This is a genomic window from Streptococcus halitosis, assembly GCF_003143695.2.
Lineage (GTDB): Bacteria > Bacillota > Bacilli > Lactobacillales > Streptococcaceae > Streptococcus > Streptococcus halitosis.
Genome location: NZ_QEMY02000001.1, coordinates 355,342 through 381,102, shown reverse-complemented (window position 1 = coordinate 381,102; position 25,761 = coordinate 355,342). Strand labels below are relative to the sequence as shown.

12 protein-coding genes are annotated in these 25,761 nt (G+C 42.4%); 9 read left to right on the top strand and 3 right to left on the bottom strand.

Annotated features, from left to right (window positions below):
• Positions 1 to 9: 9 nt before the first annotated feature.
• The 4 genes from glf to rfbB are packed head-to-tail and all read left to right on the top strand — an operon-like array spanning position 10 to position 3,666.
• The gene (glf, locus tag DB729_RS01910) at positions 10 to 1,110 is read left to right on the top strand and encodes a UDP-galactopyranose mutase (RefSeq protein WP_084852698.1); all 1,101 of its coding nucleotides are present in this window, start codon (positions 10 to 12) and stop codon (positions 1,108 to 1,110) included.
• A 27-nt stretch (positions 1,111 to 1,137) separates the two neighbouring features.
• Positions 1,138 to 2,007, top strand: coding sequence for a glucose-1-phosphate thymidylyltransferase RfbA (gene rfbA / locus DB729_RS01905; protein WP_084852697.1), 870 nt, complete (start codon positions 1,138 to 1,140; stop codon positions 2,005 to 2,007).
• On the top strand, positions 2,008 to 2,601 hold the full coding sequence (locus DB729_RS01900; protein ID WP_084852696.1) for a dTDP-4-dehydrorhamnose 3,5-epimerase family protein: 594 nt from the start codon (positions 2,008 to 2,010) through the stop codon (positions 2,599 to 2,601).
• Positions 2,602 to 2,619: 18 nt separating this feature from the next.
• Positions 2,620 to 3,666 carry a dTDP-glucose 4,6-dehydratase gene (rfbB, locus tag DB729_RS01895; protein WP_109289650.1) on the top strand — a complete coding sequence of 349 codons (1,047 nt, stop codon included), beginning with the start codon at positions 2,620 to 2,622 and terminating at the stop codon, positions 3,664 to 3,666.
• Positions 3,667 to 3,726: 60 nt separating this feature from the next.
• Here the strand turns inward: rfbB and rfbD are convergent, their stop codons facing one another.
• Entirely contained in the window at positions 3,727 to 4,581 is an 855-nt protein-coding gene (gene rfbD / locus DB729_RS01890; RefSeq protein ID WP_000600925.1) for a dTDP-4-dehydrorhamnose reductase, read from the bottom strand.
• Between the two features lie 237 nt (positions 4,582 to 4,818).
• On the opposite strand from rfbD, the gene DB729_RS01885 reads away from it, so the two are divergent.
• The 3 genes from DB729_RS01885 to DB729_RS01875 all read left to right on the top strand — a co-directional run bounded on the left by DB729_RS01885 (position 4,819) and on the right by DB729_RS01875 (position 21,828).
• Positions 4,819 to 6,801, top strand: a complete 1,983-nt coding sequence (locus tag DB729_RS01885) for a peptide ABC transporter substrate-binding protein (RefSeq protein ID WP_109289651.1) — start codon at positions 4,819 to 4,821, stop codon at positions 6,799 to 6,801.
• 277 nt (positions 6,802 to 7,078) lie between these two features.
• Positions 7,079 to 13,447 carry a SpGH101 family endo-alpha-N-acetylgalactosaminidase gene (locus DB729_RS01880; RefSeq protein ID WP_109289652.1) on the top strand — a complete coding sequence of 2,123 codons (6,369 nt, stop codon included), beginning with the start codon at positions 7,079 to 7,081 and terminating at the stop codon, positions 13,445 to 13,447.
• Positions 13,448 to 13,587: 140 nt separating this feature from the next.
• Positions 13,588 to 21,828, top strand: a complete 8,241-nt coding sequence (locus DB729_RS01875) for an SIALI-17 repeat-containing surface protein (RefSeq protein WP_109289653.1) — start codon at positions 13,588 to 13,590, stop codon at positions 21,826 to 21,828.
• 167 nt (positions 21,829 to 21,995) lie between these two features.
• Here DB729_RS01875 and pbp1a read toward each other — a convergent pair whose 3' ends face one another.
• The gene (gene pbp1a / locus DB729_RS01870; protein ID WP_109289654.1) at positions 21,996 to 24,161 is read right to left on the bottom strand and encodes a penicillin-binding protein PBP1A; all 2,166 of its coding nucleotides are present in this window, start codon (positions 24,159 to 24,161) and stop codon (positions 21,996 to 21,998) included.
• Positions 24,158 to 24,754: a Holliday junction resolvase RecU gene (gene recU, locus DB729_RS01865; RefSeq protein WP_109289655.1), complete on the bottom strand. Its 597-nt coding sequence runs from the start codon at positions 24,752 to 24,754 to the stop codon at positions 24,158 to 24,160. Before recU ends, pbp1a begins: the two co-directional genes overlap by 4 nt.
• A 66-nt stretch (positions 24,755 to 24,820) precedes the next feature.
• On the opposite strand from recU, the gene DB729_RS01860 reads away from it, so the two are divergent.
• Together DB729_RS01860 and gpsB are read left to right on the top strand one after the other, a co-directional pair.
• On the top strand, positions 24,821 to 25,348 hold the full coding sequence (locus tag DB729_RS01860; protein WP_109289656.1) for an SLOG family protein: 528 nt from the start codon (positions 24,821 to 24,823) through the stop codon (positions 25,346 to 25,348).
• A 69-nt stretch (positions 25,349 to 25,417) separates the two neighbouring features.
• Positions 25,418 to 25,744 (top strand): cell division regulator GpsB, encoded by a 327-nt coding sequence (gene gpsB, locus DB729_RS01855; protein WP_061418633.1) that lies wholly within the window; start codon positions 25,418 to 25,420, stop codon positions 25,742 to 25,744.
• Positions 25,745 to 25,761 lie beyond the last annotated feature (17 nt).

Sequence of the window (25,761 nt, the reverse complement as noted above, 5' to 3'; positions counted from 1 at the left end):
GAGAACAAAATGTACGACTATCTAATCGTTGGTGCTGGTTTGTCGGGAGCAATTTTTGCTTATGAAGCGACCAAGCGTGGGAAAAAAGTAAAAGTGATTGATAAGCGTAATCATATTGGTGGTAATATCTACTGTGAGGACGTTGAAGGTATTAACGTTCACAAGTACGGTGCCCACATTTTCCATACTTCAAACAAAAAAGTCTGGGATTATGTAAATCAATTTGCTGAATTTAACAACTATATCAACTCGCCTATAGCCAATTACAAGGGCAGTCTTTACAATCTTCCTTTTAACATGAATACTTTCTATGCTATGTGGGGAACCAAGACTCCTCAAGAAGTGAAAGATAAGATAGCTGAACAAACGGCTCATATGAAAGATGTTGAGCCTAAAAACTTGGAAGAACAAGCTATTAAGTTGATTGGTCCGGATATCTATGAAAAGTTGATTAAGGGATATACTGAAAAACAATGGGGACGTTCTGCAACAGACCTCCCACCATTTATCATTAAACGCTTGCCAGTTCGTTTAACCTTTGATAATAATTATTTTAATGACCGTTATCAAGGGATTCCAATTGGGGGTTACAACGTTATCATCGAAAATATGCTGAAGGATTTAGAAGTAGAACTTGGCGTTGACTTTTTTGCCAATCGTCAAGAATTAGAGACTTCTGCTGAAAAAGTTGTCTTTACAGGGATGATTGACCAATACTTTGATTATAAGCATGGTGAGTTAGAATACCGTAGTCTTCGTTTTGAGCATGAAGTTCTATATGAAGAAAACTATCAAGGAAATGCAGTTGTTAACTATACAGAGCGTGAAATTCCTTATACTCGCATCATTGAACACAAGCACTTCGAATACGGAGCGCAACCAAAGACAGTTATTACGCGTGAATATCCTGCTGACTGGAAGCGAGGTGATGAGCCTTATTATCCAATCAATGATGAGAGAAACAATGCTATATTTGCTAAATATCAAGAAGAAGCGGCACAGAATGATAAGGTGATTTTCTGTGGACGTTTAGCAGATTATAAATACTATGATATGCATGTGGTAATCGAACGTGCTCTGAATGTGGTAGAGGAAGAGTTTAGTAATTGAAAAATAACGAAGAGAGGTTATTCTATTATGAAAGGTATTATTCTTGCGGGTGGCTCAGGTACCCGACTGTACCCCCTTACACGAGCTGCATCAAAACAGCTGATGCCGGTTTATGATAAACCCATGATTTACTATCCTTTGTCAACCTTGATGTTGGCTGGGATTAAGGACATTTTAATCATCTCAACACCACAGGATTTACCCCGCTTTAAGGATCTGCTCTTGGATGGTTCCGAATTTGGGATTAAACTTTCTTATGCGGAACAGCCAAGTCCAGATGGACTTGCTCAGGCTTTTCTTATTGGTGAAGAATTTATCGGTGACGATAGTGTTGCCTTGATTTTAGGCGATAATATCTATCATGGACCTGGTTTGAGCAGAATGCTTCAAAAGGCAGCCAAGAAAGAGAAGGGTGCGACTGTTTTTGGTTATCAAGTGAAGGACCCAGAGCGTTTTGGTGTGGTCGAGTTTGATGAAGACATGAATGCCATTTCCATAGAAGAAAAACCGGAGAATCCTCGCTCTAACTATGCAGTGACAGGTCTTTATTTCTATGATAATGATGTTGTAGAGATTGCCAAACATATCCAACCAAGCGCTCGTGGCGAGTTGGAAATCACAGATGTTAACAATGCTTATTTGAAACGTGGGGATTTGTCTGTTGAGCTTATGGGACGTGGTTTTGCCTGGCTGGATACAGGGACGCATGAGAGTCTGTTAGAAGCATCCCAATATATCGAAACGGTTCAAAGGATGCAAAATGTTCAGGTTGCCAACCTAGAAGAAATTGCCTACCGAATGGGTTATATCAGCCGCGAAGATGTGCTGAAGTTGGCGCAACCTCTCAAGAAGAATGAATACGGACAATACTTGCTTCGTTTGATTGGAGAAATCTAGATGACAGATAATTTTTTCGGCAAAACACTTGCAGTGCGCAAGATTGATGCCATTCCAGGTTTGTTAGAGTTTGACATTCCAGTTCATGGTGACAATCGTGGCTGGTTTAAAGAAAATTTCCAGAAGGAAAAGATGCTACCGCTTGGTTTTCCTGAGAGCTTCTTTGCTGAAGGGAAACTGCAAAACAACGTCAGCTTTTCTCGCAAAAATGTTCTCCGAGGCCTCCATGCTGAACCTTGGGACAAGTACATCTCAGTAGCAGATGGTGGCAAGGTTCTGGGTTCTTGGGTTGACCTACGTGAAGGTGAGACTTTTGGAAATGTTTATCAGACCGAGATTGATGCAAGTAAGGGAATCTTTGTCCCTCGTGGCGTAGCCAATGGTTTCCAAGTACTCTCGGATACAGTTTCTTATAGCTATCTGGTCAATGACTACTGGGCACTTGAACTCAAGCCTAAATATGCTTTTGTCAACTATGCAGACCCAGCTTTGGGCATCCAGTGGGAAAACCTAGCAGAAGCAGAAGTTTCGGAAGCAGATAAACATCATCCACTGCTTAAGGATGTCAAACCACTAAGAAAAGAAGATTTGTAAAAAAATTAGGGAATAAAAATGACTGAATACAAAAATATCATCGTGACAGGTGGGGCTGGTTTTATCGGTTCTAACTTTGTTCATTATGTCTATAACAACTTCCCAGATGTCCATGTGACAGTGCTGGACAAGCTGACTTATGCGGGTAATCGTGCCAATATTGAAGCAATTTTAGGTGATCGTGTTGAGTTGGTTGTTGGAGATATTGCAGATGCAACCTTGGTCGATAAGCTAGCTGCTCAAGCAGATGCCATTGTTCACTATGCGGCAGAAAGCCATAATGACAACTCGCTCAATGATCCGAGTCCCTTTATCCACACCAACTTCATTGGGACTTACACTCTTTTGGAAGCAGCTCGTAAATACGACCTTCGTTTCCACCATGTGTCAACTGACGAAGTCTATGGTGACCTACCTCTGCGAGAAGATTTGCCAGGTCATGGAGAAGGTCCAGGTGAGAAATTTACGGCTGAAACCAAGTACAATCCCAGCTCGCCTTACTCATCAACAAAGGCAGCTTCAGACTTGATTGTCAAAGCTTGGGTACGCTCGTTTGGTGTCAAAGCGACTATTTCCAACTGTTCAAACAACTATGGTCCTTACCAGCATATCGAGAAGTTCATTCCGCGCCAAATCACCAATATTTTGAGTGGAATCAAGCCAAAACTCTACGGTGAAGGTAAAAACGTTCGTGACTGGATCCATACCAATGACCATTCTTCAGGTGTTTGGACGATTCTGACTAAAGGTCAAATCGGTGAAACCTACTTGATTGGTGCGGATGGTGAGAAGAACAATAAAGAAGTGCTGGAACTCATCCTCAAGGAAATGGGACAGCCAGCTGATGCTTATGACCATGTGACGGACCGAGCTGGTCACGACCTTCGCTATGCTATCGATGCTAGCAAGCTCCGTGATGAATTAGGGTGGAAGCCAGAGTTTACCAACTTTGAAGCAGGTCTCAAAGAGACCATTAAGTGGTATACAGACAACCAAGAATGGTGGAAATCTGAAAAAGAAGCAGTCGAAGCCAACTATGCTAAGACACAACAAGTAATTAAGTAATCAGATACTAAAAAGCAAGAGAATTTAAAGCCTCTTGCTTTTTATGTATGTCGTAATCTTTTATTTTCTTACTTCTTGTTTATAAAATTCTTTAAGGGCATCTTGCCAGGTTGGAATGACGAAACCTGTGGCCTTCGCTTTGGCTAAACTCATGGTTGAGTTGAGGGGGCGTTTAGCCTTGGCAGGAAACTTGCTGGAGTCTACTGGAACTACTTCAACATCACTGTCTTTAAGAATCTCGACAGCGAAGTCATACCAAGTGGTATCTTCAGTGGAGTCATTTGATAAGTGGTAGTAGCCATACTCTTTTTGATTATCAGTCAGGTAGGTCATAAACTCAGCCAAGGTACGTGTCCAAGTTGGGCGGCCGTGTTGGTCGTTAACTACAGTGAGAGTTTTATGGGTTTTGGCAAGATTTTGCATGGTAAAGACAAAGTTTTTGCCATAATTTCCAAAGACCCAAGCAGTACGGATGATATAATGTTGTGACGTAAGGCTTTCAACAAGTTCCTCACCCATTCTCTTGGTACGTCCGTACTCTGTTTGCGGATCAGGTAGGTCATCGACTTCCCACTCTTGTCCGACGGGTTTCTTCCCATCAAAGACGTAGTCTGTTGAGATATAGACCAGAGTAGCTTCGTATTTTTCAGAGGCCTTGGCTACATTTTCAGTTCCAGTTACGTTGATGGCAAAATCCAGTTCTTTTCCCTCATCTTCTGCCGCATCAACAGCAGTATAAGCTGCACAATGATAGACCAGAGTTGGATTAACCTCGGCAAAGACTTTCTCAACCATCTCAGCATTAGTGATATCCATTTCGGCCACATCCACTGCAACATAGTCCACACTTCGTTCATCTAGTAAATAACGTAGTTCGGTACCGAGTTGACCATTTGCACCTGTAATTAATATCATTGTCTTCTCCTTAACTTTTCTTCTATCTAATCATAGCAAAAAAATGATAAAAAATCTGATTTTCGACCCTTGTTTTGCTGGTTTAAGATATAAAAATATAGTATTAGAGAATAATAATTTTATAATAGAAAACTTATTTTTCAGAATTTACCAAAGTAATTCAAAAATTCTGAAAATTATATTGACATGTTTCTGAAAAGGGACTATAATGGGGTGAAAGTTTTAAAGGAGAAAACAATGAAAAGTTCAAAACTACTTGCCCTTGCGGGTGTGACGTTATTGGCAGCTGCGACTCTGGCTGCGTGCTCTGGATCAAGTTCAAATGCTAAAGGTGAGAAAACATTCTCATACATTTACGAAACGGATCCTGATAACCTAAACTATTTGACAACTGGTAAGGCAGCTACAGCAAATATTACTAGCAACGTTATCGATGGTTTGCTTGAAAATGACCGCTACGGTAACTTTGTACCATCTATGGCTGAGAATTGGTCTGTATCTAAGGATGGATTGACTTACACGTATACACTCCGAAAGGATGCAAAATGGTATACATCTGAAGGTGAGGAGTATGCAGAAGTTAAAGCTCAAGACTTTGTAACTGGTCTTAAGTATGCTGCTGATAAGAAATCAGATGGTCTTTACCTGGTTCAGGAATCTATCAAGGGATTGGATGCTTACGTCAAAGGAGAAATTACAGATTTTTCTCAAGTAGGAATCAAAGCTCTTGATGATTATACCGTTCAATACACATTGAACAAGCCAGAAAGTTTCTGGAATTCTAAGACAACAATGGGTGTTCTGGCTCCTGTTAATGAAGAATTTTTGAACTCTAAAGGGGATGACTTTGCTAAAGGTACGGACCCAAGCAGCATTCTCTATAATGGACCATTCTTACTCAAATCAATCGTAGCCAAATCATCAGTCGAGTTCGAAAAGAATCCAAACTATTGGGACAAAGACAATGTCCATCTTGATAAAGTGAAATTATCCTTCTGGGATGGTCAAGATACTAATAAGCCAACTGAAGCTTTCAAAGACGGTAGCTTTACAATGGCTCGCCTCTTCCCAACAAGTGCTAGTTACTCAGAGACTGAAAAAACATTCAAAGACAATATCGTTTATACCCAACAAGATTCTACTACTTATTTAGTAGGCACAAATATCGATCGCCAGTCTTATAAGTACACTTCTAAGACAACAGATGAGGAAAAAGTATCAACCAAGAAGGCACTTTTGAATAAGGACTTCCGTCAAGCTATTGCATTTGGTTTTGACAGAACAGCCTACGCTTCTCAAGTAAATGGTGCAAGCGGGGCTACTAAACTGCTTCGTAACTTATTTGTTCCTCCTACATTTGTACAGGCAGATGGGAAAAACTTTGGGGAATTAGTTAAGGAAAAATTGGTGACCTATGGAGATGAGTGGAGCAACGTAAACTTGGATGATGCCCAAGATGGACTCTACAATCCTGACAAAGCCAAAGCAGAGTTCGCTAAAGCTAAGGCGGCCCTTCAAGCGGAAGGTGTGAAATTCCCAATCCACTTGGATATGCCTGTAGATCAAACCAATACAACAAAAGTTCAACGTGTTCAATCTTTTAAACAGTCAGTTGAAGAAAATCTAGGATCAGATAATGTGGTTATCGACATCCAACAGCTCCAAAAAGATGATGTTCAAAACATTACCTACTTCGCTGAAACTGCGGCTGGAGAAGACTGGGATATCTCAGATAACGTGGGTTGGTCTCCAGACTATATCGATCCATCTACTTATCTTGATATTATCAAGCCTTCTGTAGGAGAAAATACGAAAACATATCTAGGATTTGATTCTGGGACAAACAACGCTGCGGCTAAGCAAGTTGGTTTAGAAGATTACGAAAAAATGGTTGTGGAAGCTGGTGAAGAAACCACTGATGTTTCAAAACGTTATGAGAAATATGCTGCTGCCCAAGCTTGGTTGACAGACAGTGCCTTGCTCATTCCAACAACTTCTCAAACTGGTCGTCCAATGTTGTCTAAGATGGTACCATTTACACTTCCATTTGCATACTCTGGTAACAAGGGTATGAGTGAAGCCCTTTTGTACAAATATCTAGAAGTACAAGATAAAGCCGTGACAACAGACGAATACCAAAAGGCTCAAGAAAAATGGTTGAAAGAAAAAGAAGAGTCAAATAAAAAGGCCCAAGAAGAACTCGCAAACCATGCGAAATAACTTTAAAAAAGTGAAGGATTTAGCCATCGACATGATGGTTAAGTCCTTTTTTATCTTGGTATAAGTCCCTGAATGATGAGAGATAGGATTTTTCAGAAAAGAGAAAATTTTAGTGAATTTTACCTATTTCCTATTGCTTTCTGGTCTTTTATTTGTTATATTAAAAGTACAATTATTTTTTATTTATAACAGTTAAGCAGAGCACTTTCAGAGAAAGGAGTATTTTTTAAAAAAGAAATGTAAACGCTTACTGGAAAATGAAAGGATTTAGGAGTTCATGGATAAACGATTTTTTGAAAAACGCTGTAAGTTCAGCATTCGTAAGTTTACGCTTGGAGTAGCTTCGGTGATGATTGGAGCGACTTTCTTTGCTGCTGCCCCAGTATTGGCTGATCAAGCAAGAGTTGGTTCAACAGATAATTTGCCGAGTGAACTAGCTGATTTGGATAAGAAGGCTAGTGATGAGGGGCACGATTTTGACAAGGAAGCTGCCGCTCAGAATCCTGGTTCAGCTGAAACTACTGAAGGCCCACAAACAGAAGAAGAGTTGTTGGCTCAAGAAAAAGAAAAGTCTGAAAAGCCGAGCAATCTGCCAAAAGAATTAGAAGATAAATTGGAGAAAGCTGAAGACAATGGGCGCGAAGTTGACAAGGATCAATTGGCCCAAGATACTGGAAAGCTCGTCCCAGAAGATGTGGCTAAGACTACCAATGGGGAATTAAACTACGGTGCGACTGTTAAGATTAAGACGCCATCAGGAGAAGGTAGCGGTATTGTCATTGCTAAAGATCTTGTCTTGACGGTTTCTCATAACTTTATCAAGGATAGCCAAAACGGCAATATCCGTAAGGTTGTGGACAATGATCAGGGGGATGGAGATATCTATAGTATCTCTTATCCAGGATTGCCAGATGTCAAGTTTAGCAAGAAAGATATTATTCATTGGGATCGTGAAGGCTATCTGAAAGGCTTCAAAAATGATTTGGCCCTAGTGAGATTGCGTACAGTTCTAGAAAATACGCCTGTTGAAGTAACCAAAAAGCCAGTAGTTAAGAAAATCGGAGATAAACTCCATGTCTTTGGTTATCCAGAAGGGAAATTGAATCCGATTGTCAATACTACAGTTGATTTTGTGGAACCATACGGAGAAGGTGTCCAAGGGATTGGTTACCAAGGAGGCAAACCGGGCGCTAGTGGTGGCGGTATCTTTGATACAGAAGGCAAACTAGTCGGTGTGCATCAAAATGGTGTAGTTGGAAAACGTAGTGGAGGCATTCTCTTCTCACCAGCTCAACTAAAATGGATCCAGGACCACATGCAGGGAATTTCAAGTGTGAAACCAGCAGACTTGGAAGAGAAAGAAAAACCGGCTGAAGAAAAACCAAAAGAGGATAAACCTGCAGCTGCTAAACCTGAAACCCCTAAGACAGTAACCCCTGAATGGCAAACGGTAGCAAAAAAAGAACAGCAGGGAACAGTTACTGTTCGTGAAGAAAAGGGTGCCCGCTACAATCAATTGTCTTCAACTGCACAGAACGACAATGGCGATAAACCAGCCTTGTTTGAAAAACAAGGATTGACAGTTGATGCTAATGGAAATGCGACGGTTGATTTAACCTTCAAAGATGATTCTGAAAAGAGCAAATCACGCTTTGGTGTCTTCTTGAAATTTAAAGATACCAAGAACAATGTTTTTGTTGGTTATGACAAAGATGGCTGGTTCTGGGAGTATAAATCTCCAACCGATAGCACCTGGTATAAGGGGGGACGTGTAGCAGCGCCTGAGACAGGAACAATTAACCGCCTATCAATTACCCTCAAGTCAGATGGACAACTCAATGCAACGAATAATGATGAGAAACTCTTTGATACGGTCACTTTGCCAGCAGCTGTTAATGAAACTCTCAAAAATGAGAAGAAAATCGTCCTAAAAGCTGGTTCCTATGGCAATGAGCGAACAGTTGTCAGTGTTAAAACGGACAATCAAGAAGGTGTAAAAGCAGATGATACTCCTGCCCAGAAAGAAACAGGTCCAGTTGTTGACGATAGCAAGGTGACTTATGATACGATCCAGTCCAAGGTCCTCAAGGCAGTGATCGACCAAGCCTTCCCTCGTGTCAAGGAATACACCTTGAATGGTCATACTTTGTCAGGACAGGTGCAACAGTTCAATAAAGTATTTATCAACAAACACGAAGTCACCCCTGAAGTTACCTACAAAAAAATCAATGAGACAACAGCAGAGTACGTGATGAAGCTTCGCGATGATGCTAATCTTATCAATGCGGAAATGACAGTACGCTTGCAAGTTGTGGATAATCAATTGCACTTTGATGTGACCAAGATTGTCAACCATAATCAAGTTACTCCAGGTCAAAAGATTGATGACGAAAGAAAATTGCTTTCTACGATTAGTTTCCTTGGCAATGCTTTAGTCTCTGTTTCGAGTGATCAAGCTGGTGCTAAGTTTGATGGGGCAACCATGTCAAACAATACCCATGTTAGCGGAGATGATCATATCGATGTAACCAATCCAATGAAAGACTTGGCTAAGGGTTACATGTATGGATTTGTTTCTACAGATAAGCTTGCTGCAGGTGTTTGGAGCAACTCTCAAAACAGCTACGGTGGTGGTTCGTATGATTGGACTCGTTTGACAGCCTACAAGGAAACAGTCGGAAATGCCAACTATGTAGGAATTCATAGTTCTGAATGGCAATGGGAAAAAGCTTATAAGGGCATTGTCTTCCCAGAATACACCAAGGAACTTCCAAGTGCCAAGGTTGTTATCACTGAAGATGCCAATGCGGATAAGAAAGTCGATTGGCAAGATGGAGCCATTGCTTATCGTAGCATTATGAACAACCCTCAAGGTTGGGAAAAAGTTAAGGATATTACAGCTTATCGTATCGCGATGAACTTTGGTTCACAAGCACAAAACCCATTCCTCATGACTCTAGATGGTATCAAGAAAATCAATCTCCATACAGATGGTCTTGGCCAAGGTGTCCTCCTTAAAGGATATGGTAGTGAAGGTCATGACTCTGGACACTTGAACTATGCTGATATTGGTAAACGTATTGGTGGTGTTGAAGATTTCAAGACCTTGATTGCGAAAGCGAAGAAATATGGTGCTCATCTAGGTATCCATGTTAACGCTTCTGAGACTTATCCTGAGTCTAAATACTTCAATGAAAAAATCCTCCGTAAGAATCCAGATGGTAGCTATAGCTATGGCTGGAACTGGCTAGACCAAGGTATCAACATTGATGCTGCTTATGACCTAGCACATGGCCGTTTGGCACGTTGGGAAGATTTGAAGAAAAAACTTGGTGACGGTCTCGACTTTATCTATGTGGACGTTTGGGGTAATGGTCAATCAGGTGATAACGGTGCCTGGGCTACTCACGTTCTCGCTAAAGAGATCAACAAACAAGGCTGGCGCTTTGCGATTGAGTGGGGTCATGGTGGTGAGTACGACTCTACCTTCCATCACTGGGCTGCTGACTTGACCTACGGTGGCTACACCAATAAAGGTATCAACAGTGCTATCACCCGCTTTATCCGTAACCATCAAAAAGATGCTTGGGTAGGGGACTACAGAAGTTACGGTGGTGCAGCCAATTACCCACTTCTAGGTGGCTACAGCATGAAAGACTTTGAAGGTTGGCAAGGAAGAAGTGACTACAATGGCTACGTGACTAACCTCTTTGCCCATGACGTCATGACTAAGTACTTCCAACACTTCACTGTAAGTAAATGGGAAAATGGTACACCAGTTACCATGTCTGATAACGGTAGCACCTATAAATGGACTCCAGAAATGAAGGTTGAACTAGTCGATGCAGCAGGTAACAAGGTTGTTGTGACTCGTAAGTCAAACGATGTCAATAGTCCGCAATACCGCGAACGTACAGTAACGCTCAACGGACGTATCATCCAAGATGGTTCATCTTACTTGACTCCTTGGAACTGGGATGCAAATGGTAAGAAACTTCCTACTGATAAGGAAAAAATGTACTACTTCAATACGCAAGCTGGTGCAACAACTTGGACACTTCCAAGCGATTGGGCAAATAGCAAGGTTTACCTTTACAAGCTAACTGACCAAGGTAAGACAGAAGAGCAAGAACTAACTGTAACAGATGGTAAGATTACCCTAGACCTTCTCGCAAATCAACCATACGTTCTCTACCGTTCAAAACAAACCAATCCTGAAATGTCATGGAGCGAAGGCATGCACATCTATGACCAAGGATTTAACAGTGGAACCTTGAAACACTGGACCATTTCTGGTGATGCTTCCAAGGCAGAAATTGTCAAATCACAAGGCGCAAATGAAATGCTTCGTATCCAAGGCAATAAGAGCAAGGTCAGCCTTACTCAGAAACTGACTGGCTTGAAACCAAATACCAAGTATGCGGTTTATGTTGGTGTTGATAACCGTAGTAATGCTAAGGCAAGTATCACAGTGAATACTGGCGAAAAAGAAGTGACTACTTATACCAATAAGTCACTCGCTCTCAACTATATCAAAGCATATGCTCATAACAATCGTCGTGAAAATGCTACAGTTGATGATACAAGTTACTTCCAAAATATGTATGCCTTCTTTACAACAGGTTCAGATGTATCAAATGTCACTCTGACATTGAGTCGTGAAGCTGGTGATGAAGCAACTTACTTTGATGAAATTCGTACCTTTGAAAACAATTCAAGCATGTACGGAGACAAGCATGATACAGGTCAAGGAACCTTCAAACAAGACTTTGAAAATGTAGCTCAAGGAATATTCCCATTTGTAGTGGGTGGTGTCGAAGGTGTCGAAGATAACCGCACTCACTTGTCTGAAAAACACGATCCATATACACAGCGTGGTTGGAACGGTAAGAAAGTCGATGATGTTATCGATGGAAATTGGTCATTGAAGACAAATGGACTAGTGAGCCGTCGTAACTTGGTTTACCAAACCATTCCGCAAAACTTCCGCTTTGAAGCAGGTAAGACTTACCGTGTAACCTTTGAATACGAAGCTGGATCAGACAATACCTATGCTTTTGTAGTTGGTAAGGGAGAATTCCAGTCAGGTCGTCGTGGTACTCAAGCAAGCAACTTGGAAATGCATGAATTGCCAAATACTTGGACGGATTCTAAGAAAGCCAAGAAGGCAACCTTCCTCGTGACAGGTGCAGAAACAGGCGATACTTGGGTAGGTATCTACTCAACTGGAAACGCAAGCAATACTCATGGAGATGCTGGCGGAAATGCCAACTTCCGTGGTTACAACGACTTCATGATGGACAATCTTCACATTGAGGAAATTACCCTAACAGGTAAGATGTTGACAGAAAATGCTCTGAAGAACTACTTGCCAACGGTTGCCATGACCAACTACACGAAAGAGTCTATGGATGCTTTGAAAGAGGCAGTCTTTAACCTCAGTCAGGCAGATGATGACATTAGCGTGGAAGAAGCGCGTGCAGAGATTGCCAAGATTGAAGCCTTGAAGAATGCTTTGGTTCAGAAGAAGACAGCCTTGGTAGCAGAAGACTTTGAAAGTTTGGATGCACCAGCTCAACCAGGTGAAGGTCTAGAGAATGCCTTTGATGGTAATGTGTCTAGTCTATGGCATACATCTTGGAATGGTGGAGATGTAGGCAAGCCTGCAACCATGGTATTGAAAGAACCTACTGAAATCACAGGACTTCGCTATGTACCACGTGGTTCAGGTTCAAACGGTAACCTGAGAGATGTGAAACTGGTTGTCACAGATGAGTCTGGTAAAGAACATACCTTCACAGTGACAGATTGGCCAGATAACAACAAACCAAAAGACATTGACTTTGGCAAGACAATCAAGGCTAAGAAAATTGTCCTTACAGGTACCAAGACTTACGGAGATGGTGGCGATAAATACCAATCTGCAGCGGAACTCATCTTTAACCGTCCACAGGTAGCAGAAACACCGCTTGACATGTCTGGCTATGAAGCAGCTTTAGCTAAGGCGCAGAAATTAACAGATAAAGACAATCAAGAGGAAGTAGCTAGCGTTCAGGCAAGCATGAAATATGCGACGGATAACCATCTCTTGACGGAAAGAATGGTTGCCTACTTCGCAGACTATCTCAACCAATTAAAAGATTCTGCTACGAAACCAGATGCTCCAACAAGTAGCAAGGGTGAAGAACAACCACCAGTTCTTGATGTACCTGAGTTCAAAGGCGGCGTCAATGCAACAGAAGCAGCTGTACATGAGGTTCCTGAGTTCAAGGGCGGAGTTAATGCAGCAGAGGCAGCTGTCAATGAAGTCCCAGAGTTCAAGGGTGGGATTAATGCAGTTGAAGCAGCTGTCAATGAAGTCCCAGAGTTTAAGGGCGGCGTCAATGCGGTTCAAGCCTTGGTAAACGAGAAACCAGCCTACACAGGTGTATTGGCTACAGCTGGAGATCAAGCAGCTCCAACTGTTGAAAAACCTGAGTACCCGCTCACTCCAAGTCCAGTAGCTGATACCAAAACTCCGGGAGCTAAAGATGAAGAGAAACTTCCTGCTACAGGAGAACATGGTTCAGAAGCAGCCCTCTTCTTAGCAGGTGTGAGTATCGCTTTATCTGCTGTGGTCCTTGCGACAAAACGTAAAGAAGATTAATGAGATTTGATTTCAGCTGTTCAAAGCAACTCGAATCAAAAAGGAACAAACAGCCGGAGAGGACCTCTTGGTTCTCTCCTTTTTCAAAGGAGAAATGATACCGCTTACTCATGTATGCGGATGAAAGGAATAGGAGAAAGATGGATAGACATTTTTTTGAGAAACGCTGTCACTATAGTATAAGAAAATTTGCAATCGGTGCAGCCTCCGTTATGATTGGTGCTAGTATCTTTGGCGCCAATATGGTTCAGGCGGCAGAAACAGCAACACCTTCAGAGACAGAGGGAAGTATTACTCATGTTCAAGCTTTGGATAAGTTACCAGATGATTTAGCCGCTGCGCTTGAAAAGGCGGATGCAGAAGCTGCAACAGAAGCAAGCCATGAAGAAACTCCAGCGACTGATGAGGGAACCAATCCTGCAGCAAGTGAAGAGGCAAAACCAGAGAAAAGTCCTAAGCCAGCAGAAACGCCGAAACCGGTTGAAACACCAAAGGCAGACAATCAACCTGCGGAAACCACTACACCAGCAGAAAAACCAGCTGAAAAGACAATCGAAGATAGAGAAGATGTCAACCATCTCGAGGGTGCTACTGCCCAGGCGAGCAACCATGAGACTGGGACAAACTTTACTGCAGATAAGGCCATTGATGGAGATGACAATACTCGTTGGGCAACAGATAGAGATGTACCAAAACCAACCTTCGAATTAACTCTTCCAAAAACTACTCTCATCAAGCATGTAGAAATTGACTGGGATCGTCGTCTTCGTAATGGGCAAAATGATCCAAATATCAAATCTTGGAGTCTCTACTACGCAGGTCAAGAAGACGTGGGCGCTAACGGAGAAAAACAATGGAAACTCGCTCATACCAAGACTGGAGAACCTGTTTTAGACGAGAAAGTTGACTTAGCCAATAGTATTCAAGCTAAATATCTCAAGTTAGAGATCAATGACTATCAAGCGGGCACAATGGGTTGGAGAAACGTTGGTATCCAAGAAATTCGAGCTTATTCAAACGTTCCGGACCATAGTAAGGTAACGGATATCCGCCAAGTAACCGAACTAACAGTAGCAGAAGATGGACAGTCCCTTGTCTTACCAACTTTACCAGGAAAAGTCAGTCTTATCGGTAGCAATAAACAAGGTGTAATTGACCTTCAAAATCGTATCTATAAACCTTTGACAGATCAACGTGTCAAGGTCATGGTACAACAAATCAAAGACAGTCATACCTTTACCAAAGAGTTTGAAGTAGTTATCAAGGGGCTACATCAGGACGAAGGTGTGGGTGTGAAACCAAAAGTAGCACCAGCTGTTCAACAATGGTATGGGAAAGAAGGCCAATCTTCTATCACTTCAGATACAGTTCTTGCGACAGGTGATTCAGGTTTTGATCAGGCTGCAACCTTCTACCAGTCAGACCTTGCAAGCCGTGGATTGGAACTTGCGACAGGTGACAAGCAAGCACAAAAACGAATTGAATTTAAAAAGGTTGAAAACAAAGGTTATGGCAAGGAAGGCTACGGCATCACTATCCAAGATGATGTGATTACCATCGAAGCTGCAACAAACACAGGTGCCTTCTACGCCACTCGTACGCTCCTTCAGATGGGAGAAAAGGATCTGCAAAACGGTGAAATTCGTGATTTCCCAAGTTTCAGCCACCGTGGCTTTATGCTGGATACAGGTCGTAAATTTATCCCTTATGACACCCTTGTAGACATCATGCTAAACATGGCCTACTACAAGATGAACGACTTGCAGTTGCACCTGAATGATAACTATATCTTCCTTAAGGAACACTTGGCAGGTAAGAATTTAACTCCAGAAGAACAACTCAAGTATGTACTTGAACATGCCAAGACTGGTTTCCGTGTGGAGACAGATATTGTCGGTAAGAATGGTCAAAAATTGACATCAGATGAGCATTATACTAAGGAAGAAATGCAAAATCTGATTAAACTTGCCAAGGCCTTACATATCAACCTAGTACCAGAAATTGACACACCAGGTCACGCCTTATCCTTTGTCAAAGTTCGCCCAGACCTCATGTATCAAGGAAGTCTTAGTGATTACGCAGGCAAGCACAATGTCGAACGAGTTGCTATGCTAGACTTGGATAACAAGTACGATGAAACGCTGGCTTTTGTCAAATCCGTCTATGACAAACTCCTCGATGGTCCAGATGCACCGCTTCATGGCGTGTCCACTGTTCATATCGGAACGGATGAATACTATGGCAGCAGAGAAAGCTATCGTCGCTATGTCAATGACCTTATCAAATACATTAAAGGAAAAGGCTATACCCCTCGTATCTGGGGTTCGCTCAGTGCGAAACGTGGGAACACTCCTGTTGATTGGAACGGAGTAGAGGTTGATATCTGGAGTATCGGATGGCAACGACCAAATGAAGCCATTGCTCAAGGAGCTAAAATTATCAACATCACAGATGTGCCGACCTATAGTGTGCCAAGTGGAAGCAATAGTCAAGCAGCCTACGGGGACTATGCTAACTACGAACGTCAGTACAATAGCTGGACACCGAATGATTTTAGAACAGGTGGAGGTCCACTTCTACCAGCTTCTCATCCAAGTATCCTTGGTGGTGGGCACGCAGTTTGGAATGACAATATCGACCTTCATGAGACAGGCTTGACCTCTTATGATATCTTTAAACGCTTCTTTAAGAGCATGCAAACCACTGCAGAGCGCACTTGGGGATCTGACCGTGCAGCTGCGACCTTTGCAGAACGCACCCTACCAACGAGTCCTTATGCGCCACAGTCAAATCCTGATAAAGAGATTGATCAAAGCGACTTGTTTACCATCAATTCTGAAACAGTCAAGAACTATGCAAGTAGGAAGGTGAAGACAAGCGAGCAAGGATTGGCTTTTGAGAGAGACAGCAGCATCGAAGGCTTAGCAGGTGATGTTGGTCCAAGTCACGTCTTGAAGTTTGATGTGACTGTCACTGGTGACGGTGAACAAACCTTCTCAACAAGTGGGGACAACCGTATCTATCTAGCTGATAAAGACGGCTACCTTGCTTATCAATTTGAACAGTTCCATATCCAATTCAATAAAAAACTTGAAAAGAACAAACGTTATCAAATCTCCATCGTAACCAAACCACAGTCAACAGAAGTCTATGTGGATGGTGAAAAGATTGAGCGTATCGCAAATCCAGCCCACCCTCGCTTTGCCCACAATAGCTTGGTACTACCGCTTGAAAGCATCGGTGGATTCAAAGGAATCTTGCATAGTGCAGAGTTGTCAGACAAAGCATTTGTAAACCCTCGTTTGATTTCAAATGATAAGATTACAGCAACCGCAAGCAGTCAGCAACTTCCAGGAAACGCGACTGAAGGTGCTGTTGAAAAGGCCTTTGACAATGATCCAAATACCTTCTGGCATACTAAATGGACTGGTGACACTGCGCCATACACCCTTACTATGACCTTGAAAGAAGCAGAAAAAGTCAATGGTTTGACTTATCTCCCACGTCCAGGTGGTGGAAATGGTGTTGTGACGCGCTACGAAATCTACGCACAAAAAGATGGCCAAATGGTCAAGGTTTCAGAAGGAAACTGGGACAACAACGCCCAAGAAAAAACAGTCAACTTTGCGGCGGTAGATACCAACAAGATTGAGTTGAAAGTATTGGAAGGCGTTGGTGGCTTTGCAAGTGCTGCTGAAATTCATCTATTGAAACCTGTCAAAGAAGAGCAAGAAACGCCTGCACCAAGTCAACCAGAAAAACCAACTACTCCTGAAAAACCAAAAGTAGACCAAACCGGTGATGGAACAGTTGAATTGGCAGATCAATTTACTGCAAGTAAACCAGCTAGCGAAGACAGCATTGCAGCTGCCAGCAAGAGCGCAGACTATCTCAAGAAAGAGTACAAGGTCTTCCCAACTCCACAAAAAGTGACTTATGGAGAAGGTGTCACAGCTCTTCGCAAGCAAGTCAATCTGGTCATGGGTGATCAACTCGATATCTATACTCGCAATCGCTTGAAGAGTGTTTTGCAGGACAATCAAGTATCTTATACAACTGGTAAGTCAGCAATCGCTGGCGCAACCAACATCTATCTTGGAGTGCATGGACAAGGTTCACAAGCAGAGCAAAACTTGTCCAATGTTTCAGCAGGCCTCTTTGACAAGATTGACGCCTATGTCTTGAGTATCAAGGATAATTCGATTTCCATCGTCGGAAAAGACACTGATGCAGTCTTCTATGGTTTGACAACCTTGAAACACATGCTCAAGGAAAGCCAAGTACCAGTCCTTCGCAATGTAACAGTAGAAGATTACGCAGAGCTCAAGAACCGTGGTTTCATCGAAGGTTACTATGGAAACCCATGGTCGAATGCCGATCGTGCAGAACTCATGCGTTTTGGTGGCGATTTGAAATTGAACCAATACTTCTTTGCACCAAAAGACGATCCATACCACAACAAGAAATGGCGTGAACTCTATCCAGAAGAAAAACTAGCTGAAATCCGTGAACTCGCTCGTGTCGGAAATCAAAGTAAAACCCGCTATGTCTGGACTATCCATCCATTCATGAACAACCGCATCCGCTTTGGCAATGAAGCACATTACCAAGAAGATTTGGCAACTATCAAGGCCAAATTTACCCAGTTGATGAAAGTGGGTGTCCGCGAATTTGGTATCCTTGCAGATGATGCACCAAGCCCAGTTGGAGGCTACAATAGCTACAACCGCTTGATGCAAGATATGACCAAGTGGTTGACTGAAATGCAGGGAACTTACAGCGGTCTTCGTAAAGAAATGATCTTTGTTCCTGGACAGTATTGGGGTAATGGACGTGAAGATGAGTTGAAATCCCTCAATGAAAATCTCCCAAGATCAACAACCATGACCTTGACGGGGGGTAAGATTTGGGGTGAAGCCTCTGAAAGCTTCCTTTCAACTCTCAAAAACAATCTATCCGCAGGTGGCAAGACCTATCGCCCAGTTTCACTTTGGATTAACTGGCCTGTAACAGATAACTCTAAACAGCACTTGATTCTAGGTGGTGGTGAGAAATTCCTTCATCCGAATGTGGATCCTAGCTTGCTATCTGGTATCATGTTGAACCCAATGCAACAGTCTGAACCATCTAAGATTGCCCTCTTTTCAGGAGCTCAATACTCATGGAAACAGTGGAAATCAGAAGAAGAAGCTAAGAAAATCAATGATATTGCCTTCAACTTTGTAGAAAATGGTCATTTTGAAGATAGCAAGGTATCAGCAGCCTTCCGCGAACTTGGTAAGCACATGATCAACCAAAACATGGATACTCGTGTTGTCAAACTAGAAGAATCGGTAGACTTAGCTCCAAAATTAACAGACTTCATGACTAAGCTCAAAGCTGGTCAGGATGTGACTGCAGAACGTGCAGCCTTGCGAGCTGAATTTGCCAAGATTAAAGAAGCAGCCGAACTCTATAAAGCATCAGGCGATAAAAAAATGGTTGCCCAAATCCACTATTGGTTGGATAATGCAATCGACCAAATGAATGCCCTAGATGCCTTCCTTACAGGAACTGAAGCCATGGCTACAAACGATGCAGCCAAACTTTGGAATAGCTACTATAAAGGTTTGAAATTGTACGAACAGTCTCAAACTCACACCTTCCATTATGTAGACCATATGGAAAAAGCTGAATTGGGTGTTCAACATATTCGTCCATTTATCCTATCCTTGAAAGAAGTTTTAGCGTCTGAGGTTCAAAAAGTCTTGCACCCAGACCAAATCATCAGCACCTTTATCACCAATCGAACAGGTGTAGAAGGTGGTTTGGCAGAAGTGACGGACGGCGATTTGGCAACTCATGCGATTATTAAATCACCAAATAGTATCAAGACAGGTGATTATATTGGTATGAAGTTCAACAAACCGATAGCGATTCAAACCTTGACCTTTGCAATGGGAACGCAGGCAAATCCACGTGATACCTTTAGTAAGGCAGAAGTGCAGTATCTAGATGAAAATGACAACTGGGTAACCTTGAAAGAGCCAAGCTATGTCGGAAATGAATCCCTACTTAAGTTTGAAAATCTCAACATCAAGGCCAAGGCAGTTCGCATGATTGCGACAGCAGACCGCGAGAACACTTGGTTTGCAGTTCAGGAAATTGCAGTTAACCGTTCAGTTGAAAAAGCTCGTAGCCAACAAGCAACGATAGTTAGTCTAAGCTCAAACTTGGTTTACAAACTAAATACCTCAGCCCGTCAAATCACTGATGGCAAGGACAATACAGAAGCCATGATGGCAAATGCTGACGGTAGCAATACGACACCAGTAGATGCATGGGCACAACTGGACCTCGGTGAAGTCAAGTCAGTCACTAAAGTACGACTTCGCCAAGGAACGGGTGATAAGCTTGCTGCAGGTGTACTTGAGTACTCTACAGATGGAACTGCATGGCAAGAGTTGGATCGCCTATCAGGAGAACAAACCAAGGAAGTGACCAGAGCGATCAACGCTCGTTACATCCGAGTCCGCAATACCAAGGCTCTCGACCTCTGGTGGCGTATTCAGGACTTCTCTGTTGAGACACGCTCTGGAAACAGTGAGTTAACAGACACCAACGTCAACGCCTTGAAGGAAACACCAGTAGTGGATAGCTTGGGCAGTTACGAGCTTCAAATTCCATCTGGAACCAAACTTCCTGCTCATAGCTATCTAGGAATGAAGCTTGACCGTATCCATCAGATCAAGAGCATCCAGCTCAAAGGTCAGGCCAACCCTGCTCTTACTCTAGAGTACTCTGCAAATGCGCAAGAATGGACGCCAGCTAGCCAGTTGACAGACAGATCTGTAGTGAGTCACTTGGTACGTTATGTTCGTCTGGTCAATAAAACAGATCAGGAACAAACTGTGACAGCCACTTCTCTCCTTGTGACAACCAAAGAAGTGCAACCAACCAAACTAGAATCTACAACTATGGGCATTCATCCAACATACGGAAGCAATGATGTTCGTAAACTAAACAACCTAGATCAACTATTTGACGGTGTTTACAATAACTTCGTTGAGTTTTCAGACTATGCCCATAAAGATGGCCACGTAACCTTGAAGCTTGGTAGCGAACGTACCATCAAGAAGATCAGAGCCTACATCCAAGACGGAACTCAAAACTACCTTCGTGATGGTAAGATCCAAGTCAGCCAAGATGGTAAAACTTGGACAGATGTCGTGACAGTAGGAGATGGTGTAGCCAATAGCCAACACGATGATTCACTGACAGATGGTTGGACACATGATTCTAAGATGCCAGGAAATCGCTATATCGAGGGTGAATTGACGACACCAGTTAAAGCTAACTATCTCCGTGTCCTCTATACAGCAGACTATGATGCCCGTTTTGTAGGCTTTACAGAATTGGTCATCAATGATGGCGAATTTGTCAAACCAATCAATGATCCAACAGTAGAAGGAAGTAGTGGAGAAAGCCAAGGTAATCTTTACAATAATCTTGTAGACGGCAAAGTCTTGACCAGCTACAAGTCTGAAAAAGACAAGGGCGAGTTGGTGTATCACTTGTCTGAACCAACTAAAGCTAACCACCTTCGTCTCGTTTCCAGTCTTCCTGAAGGAGCGCAAGCACGTGTTCTTGCTAGAACACTTAAGGATGGGCAAGACAGTTGGCTAGACCTCGGTGCCATTACATCCAGTCTCCAAACCTTCGCTATCCGAAATGGTGGTACTCTTCTAGATGTCAAATTAGCCTGGGAAGGTGGCAAGGCTGAGTTTTATGAATTGGCGAGCTTCTATCAAGAATTAACAGAAGAAGCTGTTCAATCAAGCAAGGGTGAAGAACCAGCACCCGTTCTTGAGATTCCTGAATTCACAGGTGGTGTCAATGCAGCTGAGGCCTTGGTACATGAAGTACCAGAGTACACAGGCCCAGTAGCAACAGTGGGAGACCAAGCTGCTCCAACAGTAGAAAAACCTGAGTTTCAGGGTGGTGTCAATGCGGCTGAGGCCTTGGTACATGAGCTACCAGCCTACACAGGCCCATTATCGACAGTAGGCGACCAACCAGCTCCGACAGTTGAGAAGCCTGAGTTTCAGGGCGGTGTCAATGCAGTTGAAGCCCTAGTACATGAACTTCCAGAGTACACAGGCCCATTAGCAACAGTGGGAGACCAAGCCGCTCCAACAGTAGAGAAACCTGAGTTTAAACTTAGCTCTTTAGCTTCCGATCAAGGTAAGATGCCAGATTATAAGCAAGAAAGTGCTAGAACAGAAACAGCTGAACAAAGCTTGCCAGCAACTGGTGAGAGTCAATCTGACACAGCCCTCTTCCTAGCAGGTGTTAGCCTAGCCCTATCTGCTCTCTTTGTAGCAAAAACAAAGAAGGACTAGTATTTAGTAAAACCTCTTAACAAGATTACGAACTCAGTTTCTTATCTTTCCAAATGAGGTTTATAGTACGTAGAAAGCCTGAGAAGAAATTTTCTCAGGCTTTTGCTAAGCATATAAATACGATACTGCTATGAAAAAATCACCCAGAATATTCTGGGTGATAAATGTTATGGTTGTGCTGGTTGCGGATTCTGGTTTTGTTGGCCAGGGGTTGTATTTGATTGTTGCGTATTATTGCTAGGATTGGTAGTCGTACTATTATTGGTGCTTGGAGTAGTTGAGCTAGACTGTGAAGTTGAGCTTTCTGATGATGAGCTTGAACTTTCATATGTCGAACTTTGTTGTGTAGATGATGAAGGGGTCCACGTATTGCGTGCTCCATTCTTAAAGACAAATTCTCCGCTTCTGTAAAGGCCTTCTGGCATCGTCCAGTCACCAGGATGATCATCTTCAGAGAGATAAGTCATCATTGAACGGTAGACCTTAGCAGCGACATAGAAGCCATCACCAACGATAGGAGTAAGACGATTTGAGTAACCTGTCCAAACTGCCATTGAATATTTACGAGTATAGCCAACGAACATTTCGTCCGGAGCTACATAACCCGTATTTTTAATGTAGTTTTCAATCTCATCATCTGTATAGTTTGACGTACCAGTTTTACCAGCTTGTGGTAGCCAAGGGAGGTAGGCTCCTCGACCAGTTCCGTATGCCAAGACGGTTTTCATCATATCTGTCATCATATAGGCTGTCGTTTCTTTCATAGCACGTGTACCAGAATCAGAGAATTCTTTTGAACTGCCATCACTAAAGACAATCTTGTTGATATACATAGGTTTACGGTAGATACCGCCATTGGCAAAAGCAGCGTAAGCCGCAGCCATCTTCTCGCTGCTTGCTCCATACTTTTTGTCAGATTCAGTTGTATTACTTGAAATAGCATTAGCATAGTGTATGCTTGGGTAGTCAATACCGAGTCCATTTAGAAACGTCTTGGCACGATCGAGTCCTACTTTCTCTAGCGTTTCTACAGCCGGCACATTCCGTGATTGTTGGAGAGCATACTGGAGTGTTATGTTTCCAAAGTAACTCTTATCCCAGTTATAGACAGGGGTAGAGGTTCCAGGGTAATTATAAGGACTATCGTGAACAATCGAAGCAGTTGAATCATAAACGCCATATTCCAAAGCAGGAGCATAGTCTGTAATAGGCTTCATGGTAGAACCCCAGTCACGGTTAGTTTCTACAGCTTGGTTTATTCCAAAGGAAACATTGCTTGATTGGTGGCGAGCACCTAATTGGGCAATGACTTTCCCGTTTGTGACATCAACGATAGTAGAGGCTACCTGTAACTCATCATCTGGATAGTTGACATACTCGTCCGTATTGTAAATATCCCAGAGACGTTGTTGGACCTTAGAATCAACGTTTGTGTAGACTTCCATACCCGTAGTTAAAAGGTTGTAACCTGTTTCCTGTTCAACTTGGTCAATCACCTCTTTGAGGTAATTATCCATGTAAGGAGGATAACTGTTAGCTGATTTTAGGCTTTGAAGTCCATCTGTAATCGGAGTATTAATCGCTTTTTCGTATTGTTCAGCTGTAATGTAGCCTTGCCCTTTCATCTCAGAGAGGACGAGATTACGACGTTCTTGGGCGGCTTCCGGATGCGAGTATGGATCATATTGGTTTGGAGCCTGAGGCATTCCGGCAAGGAGGGCCAATTGAGGGACGCTCAAATCTTTAAGGTCTTTGCCATAGTAACTTTGAGCAGCCGTCTGCATTCCGTAGTTTCCGTTTGACATGTAAACCTTGTTGATGTAGTAGGTCAAGATCTCTTGTTTAGTCGCCTTTTGTTCTAGTTGAACGGCAAGCCATGCTTCCTGAGCCTTACGAGAAAGGGTTTGGTCAGAAGTTGATGTAGAGAAATAGGTTAACTTGATCAACTGCTGCGTCAAAGTTGAAGCTCCTTGAAGGCCTCCGCCACCACGAAGATTTCGTAGGGTGGCACCTAGGATACGGATAGTATCAATTCCTCGGTGATTAAAGAAGCGATGGTCTTCAATCGAAACAATAGCGTTGACCAAATCGGTCGGGATTTCGTTTGCTTGAGCATTGACCCGACGTTCTGATCCAAGATCAGCGATGAGTTCATCGTTATTGTCATAAATTTTACTAGACGTTGTAGCGACTAGTTTACTTTCAGATAGGGCTGGAGTCTTGCTAACATAGTAGAGAAAGAGACCTCCGCCCAGCATAATAGCTGCGATAAATACAGTTAAGAAGCAGATACTGATATATTTAGATATTCGCAGGATAGTTTGTTTGTTCATCTTGTTTTACCACCTAGTAAATGTTCTTTGATAATATCGAGATAGGGAATCTGGGGAAAGGCACCCAGCTCAATCCTATATCCATTTTCTCGAATATATCCAAGTGGCATTGACTTTTGTCCCTTATCTTGATGATAGAAACGAATCAGGTCAACAGCCGGCAATAAATAAGTTTCTTGCTGAGAAGCAAAGTGAAGAAGGACAAAGCAGATTCCTCGCTGGGCAAGGACCTGTTCCATATGCTGAATCTGATGGTGATGGAAATTCTTCATCGGAATCGCATGTTTTTGCCTAGTTTCCTTTGCTTCAAAGTCGATGTAATATCCATCATAAACCCCTGAATAGTCTGTGGTTGAGGCTTGTCTAAAGTAGGCTTCAACGATCTTGGCTCGACTTCGTTGGGGATAGTCAACACGTACGATTTGGATGGGAGTTGGTTTCTTGTGAATCACTGCCATCCCATGCGACAAGTAATAATCGTTCGTAGCGTTGATCATCTTTTCAAAAGACATTCCCCGATTTGCGAAATTTTTAGTTTGTGACGGGGGAACTTGTCTCTTCTGTGATGAAATTTTATGTGGATAGTTGACCATAATTCTCCTTATTGGTACAATAACATCACTCTATTATATCATAAATTTACAAAGAAAGGGTTAAAAATGACAACAGCCTTGATTTCAGGTTATTCTGCCTTCGACCTTGGTCTCTTTAATGACAAGGATATTCGCGTTGATATTATCAAAACAGCTATTCGGAGAGACTTAGAACGTCTAGCGGAGGAAGGGGTGACCTGGCTTGTCTTTACTGGGGCTTTGGGCTTTGAGTACTGGGCGCTTCAGGTGGCGAAAGACATGAAAATAGACTATGGATTTCAGCTGGCGACCATTTTTGATTTTGAAACCCATGGCAGTAATTGGAATGAAGCAAATCAAGTGAAGTTGAGCGAATTCAAGCAAGTTGATTTTGTCAAATATGCCTATCCACAATATGAACACAAGGGACAACTACGTGATTATCAGAAATTTTTACTGGAGAACACAGATATTTGCTATCTTTTTTATGATGAGGAAAACAAAACTAAATTACAATATTTTTACCAAATGATGAAAAATCAAGCGGACTATGTTACAAGGCAATTAACATTTGAGGACTTGAATGAACTAGCAGAAAATTTTTCTGAAAAGTAACCCTTTGACCTTGATTTTTACTTGTCTTTTTTTATATAATAATACTAGTAACCCAGAATGGAGAGAGACATGGCAAGTATTATATTTTCAGCAAAAGATATTTTTGAACAAGAGTTTGGACGCGAAGTGCGTGGATATAGCAGAGCAGAGGTGGATGAATTCCTCGATGATGTGATTAAGGATTATGAAACCTACGCGGCTTTGGTCAAATCCCTTCGCCAAGAAATTGCCGATTTGAAGGAGGAGTTGTCTCGTAAACCACAGGCGGCTCCAACTCAACCAGACTCTATTGAAGTAACAGCTTCTACTTCAATGACAAATTTTGATATTTTGAAACGCTTAAATCGTCTCGAAAAAGAAGTATTTGGTAAGCAAATCTTAGACAATCAAGATTGATAATTGACTAAGGAATG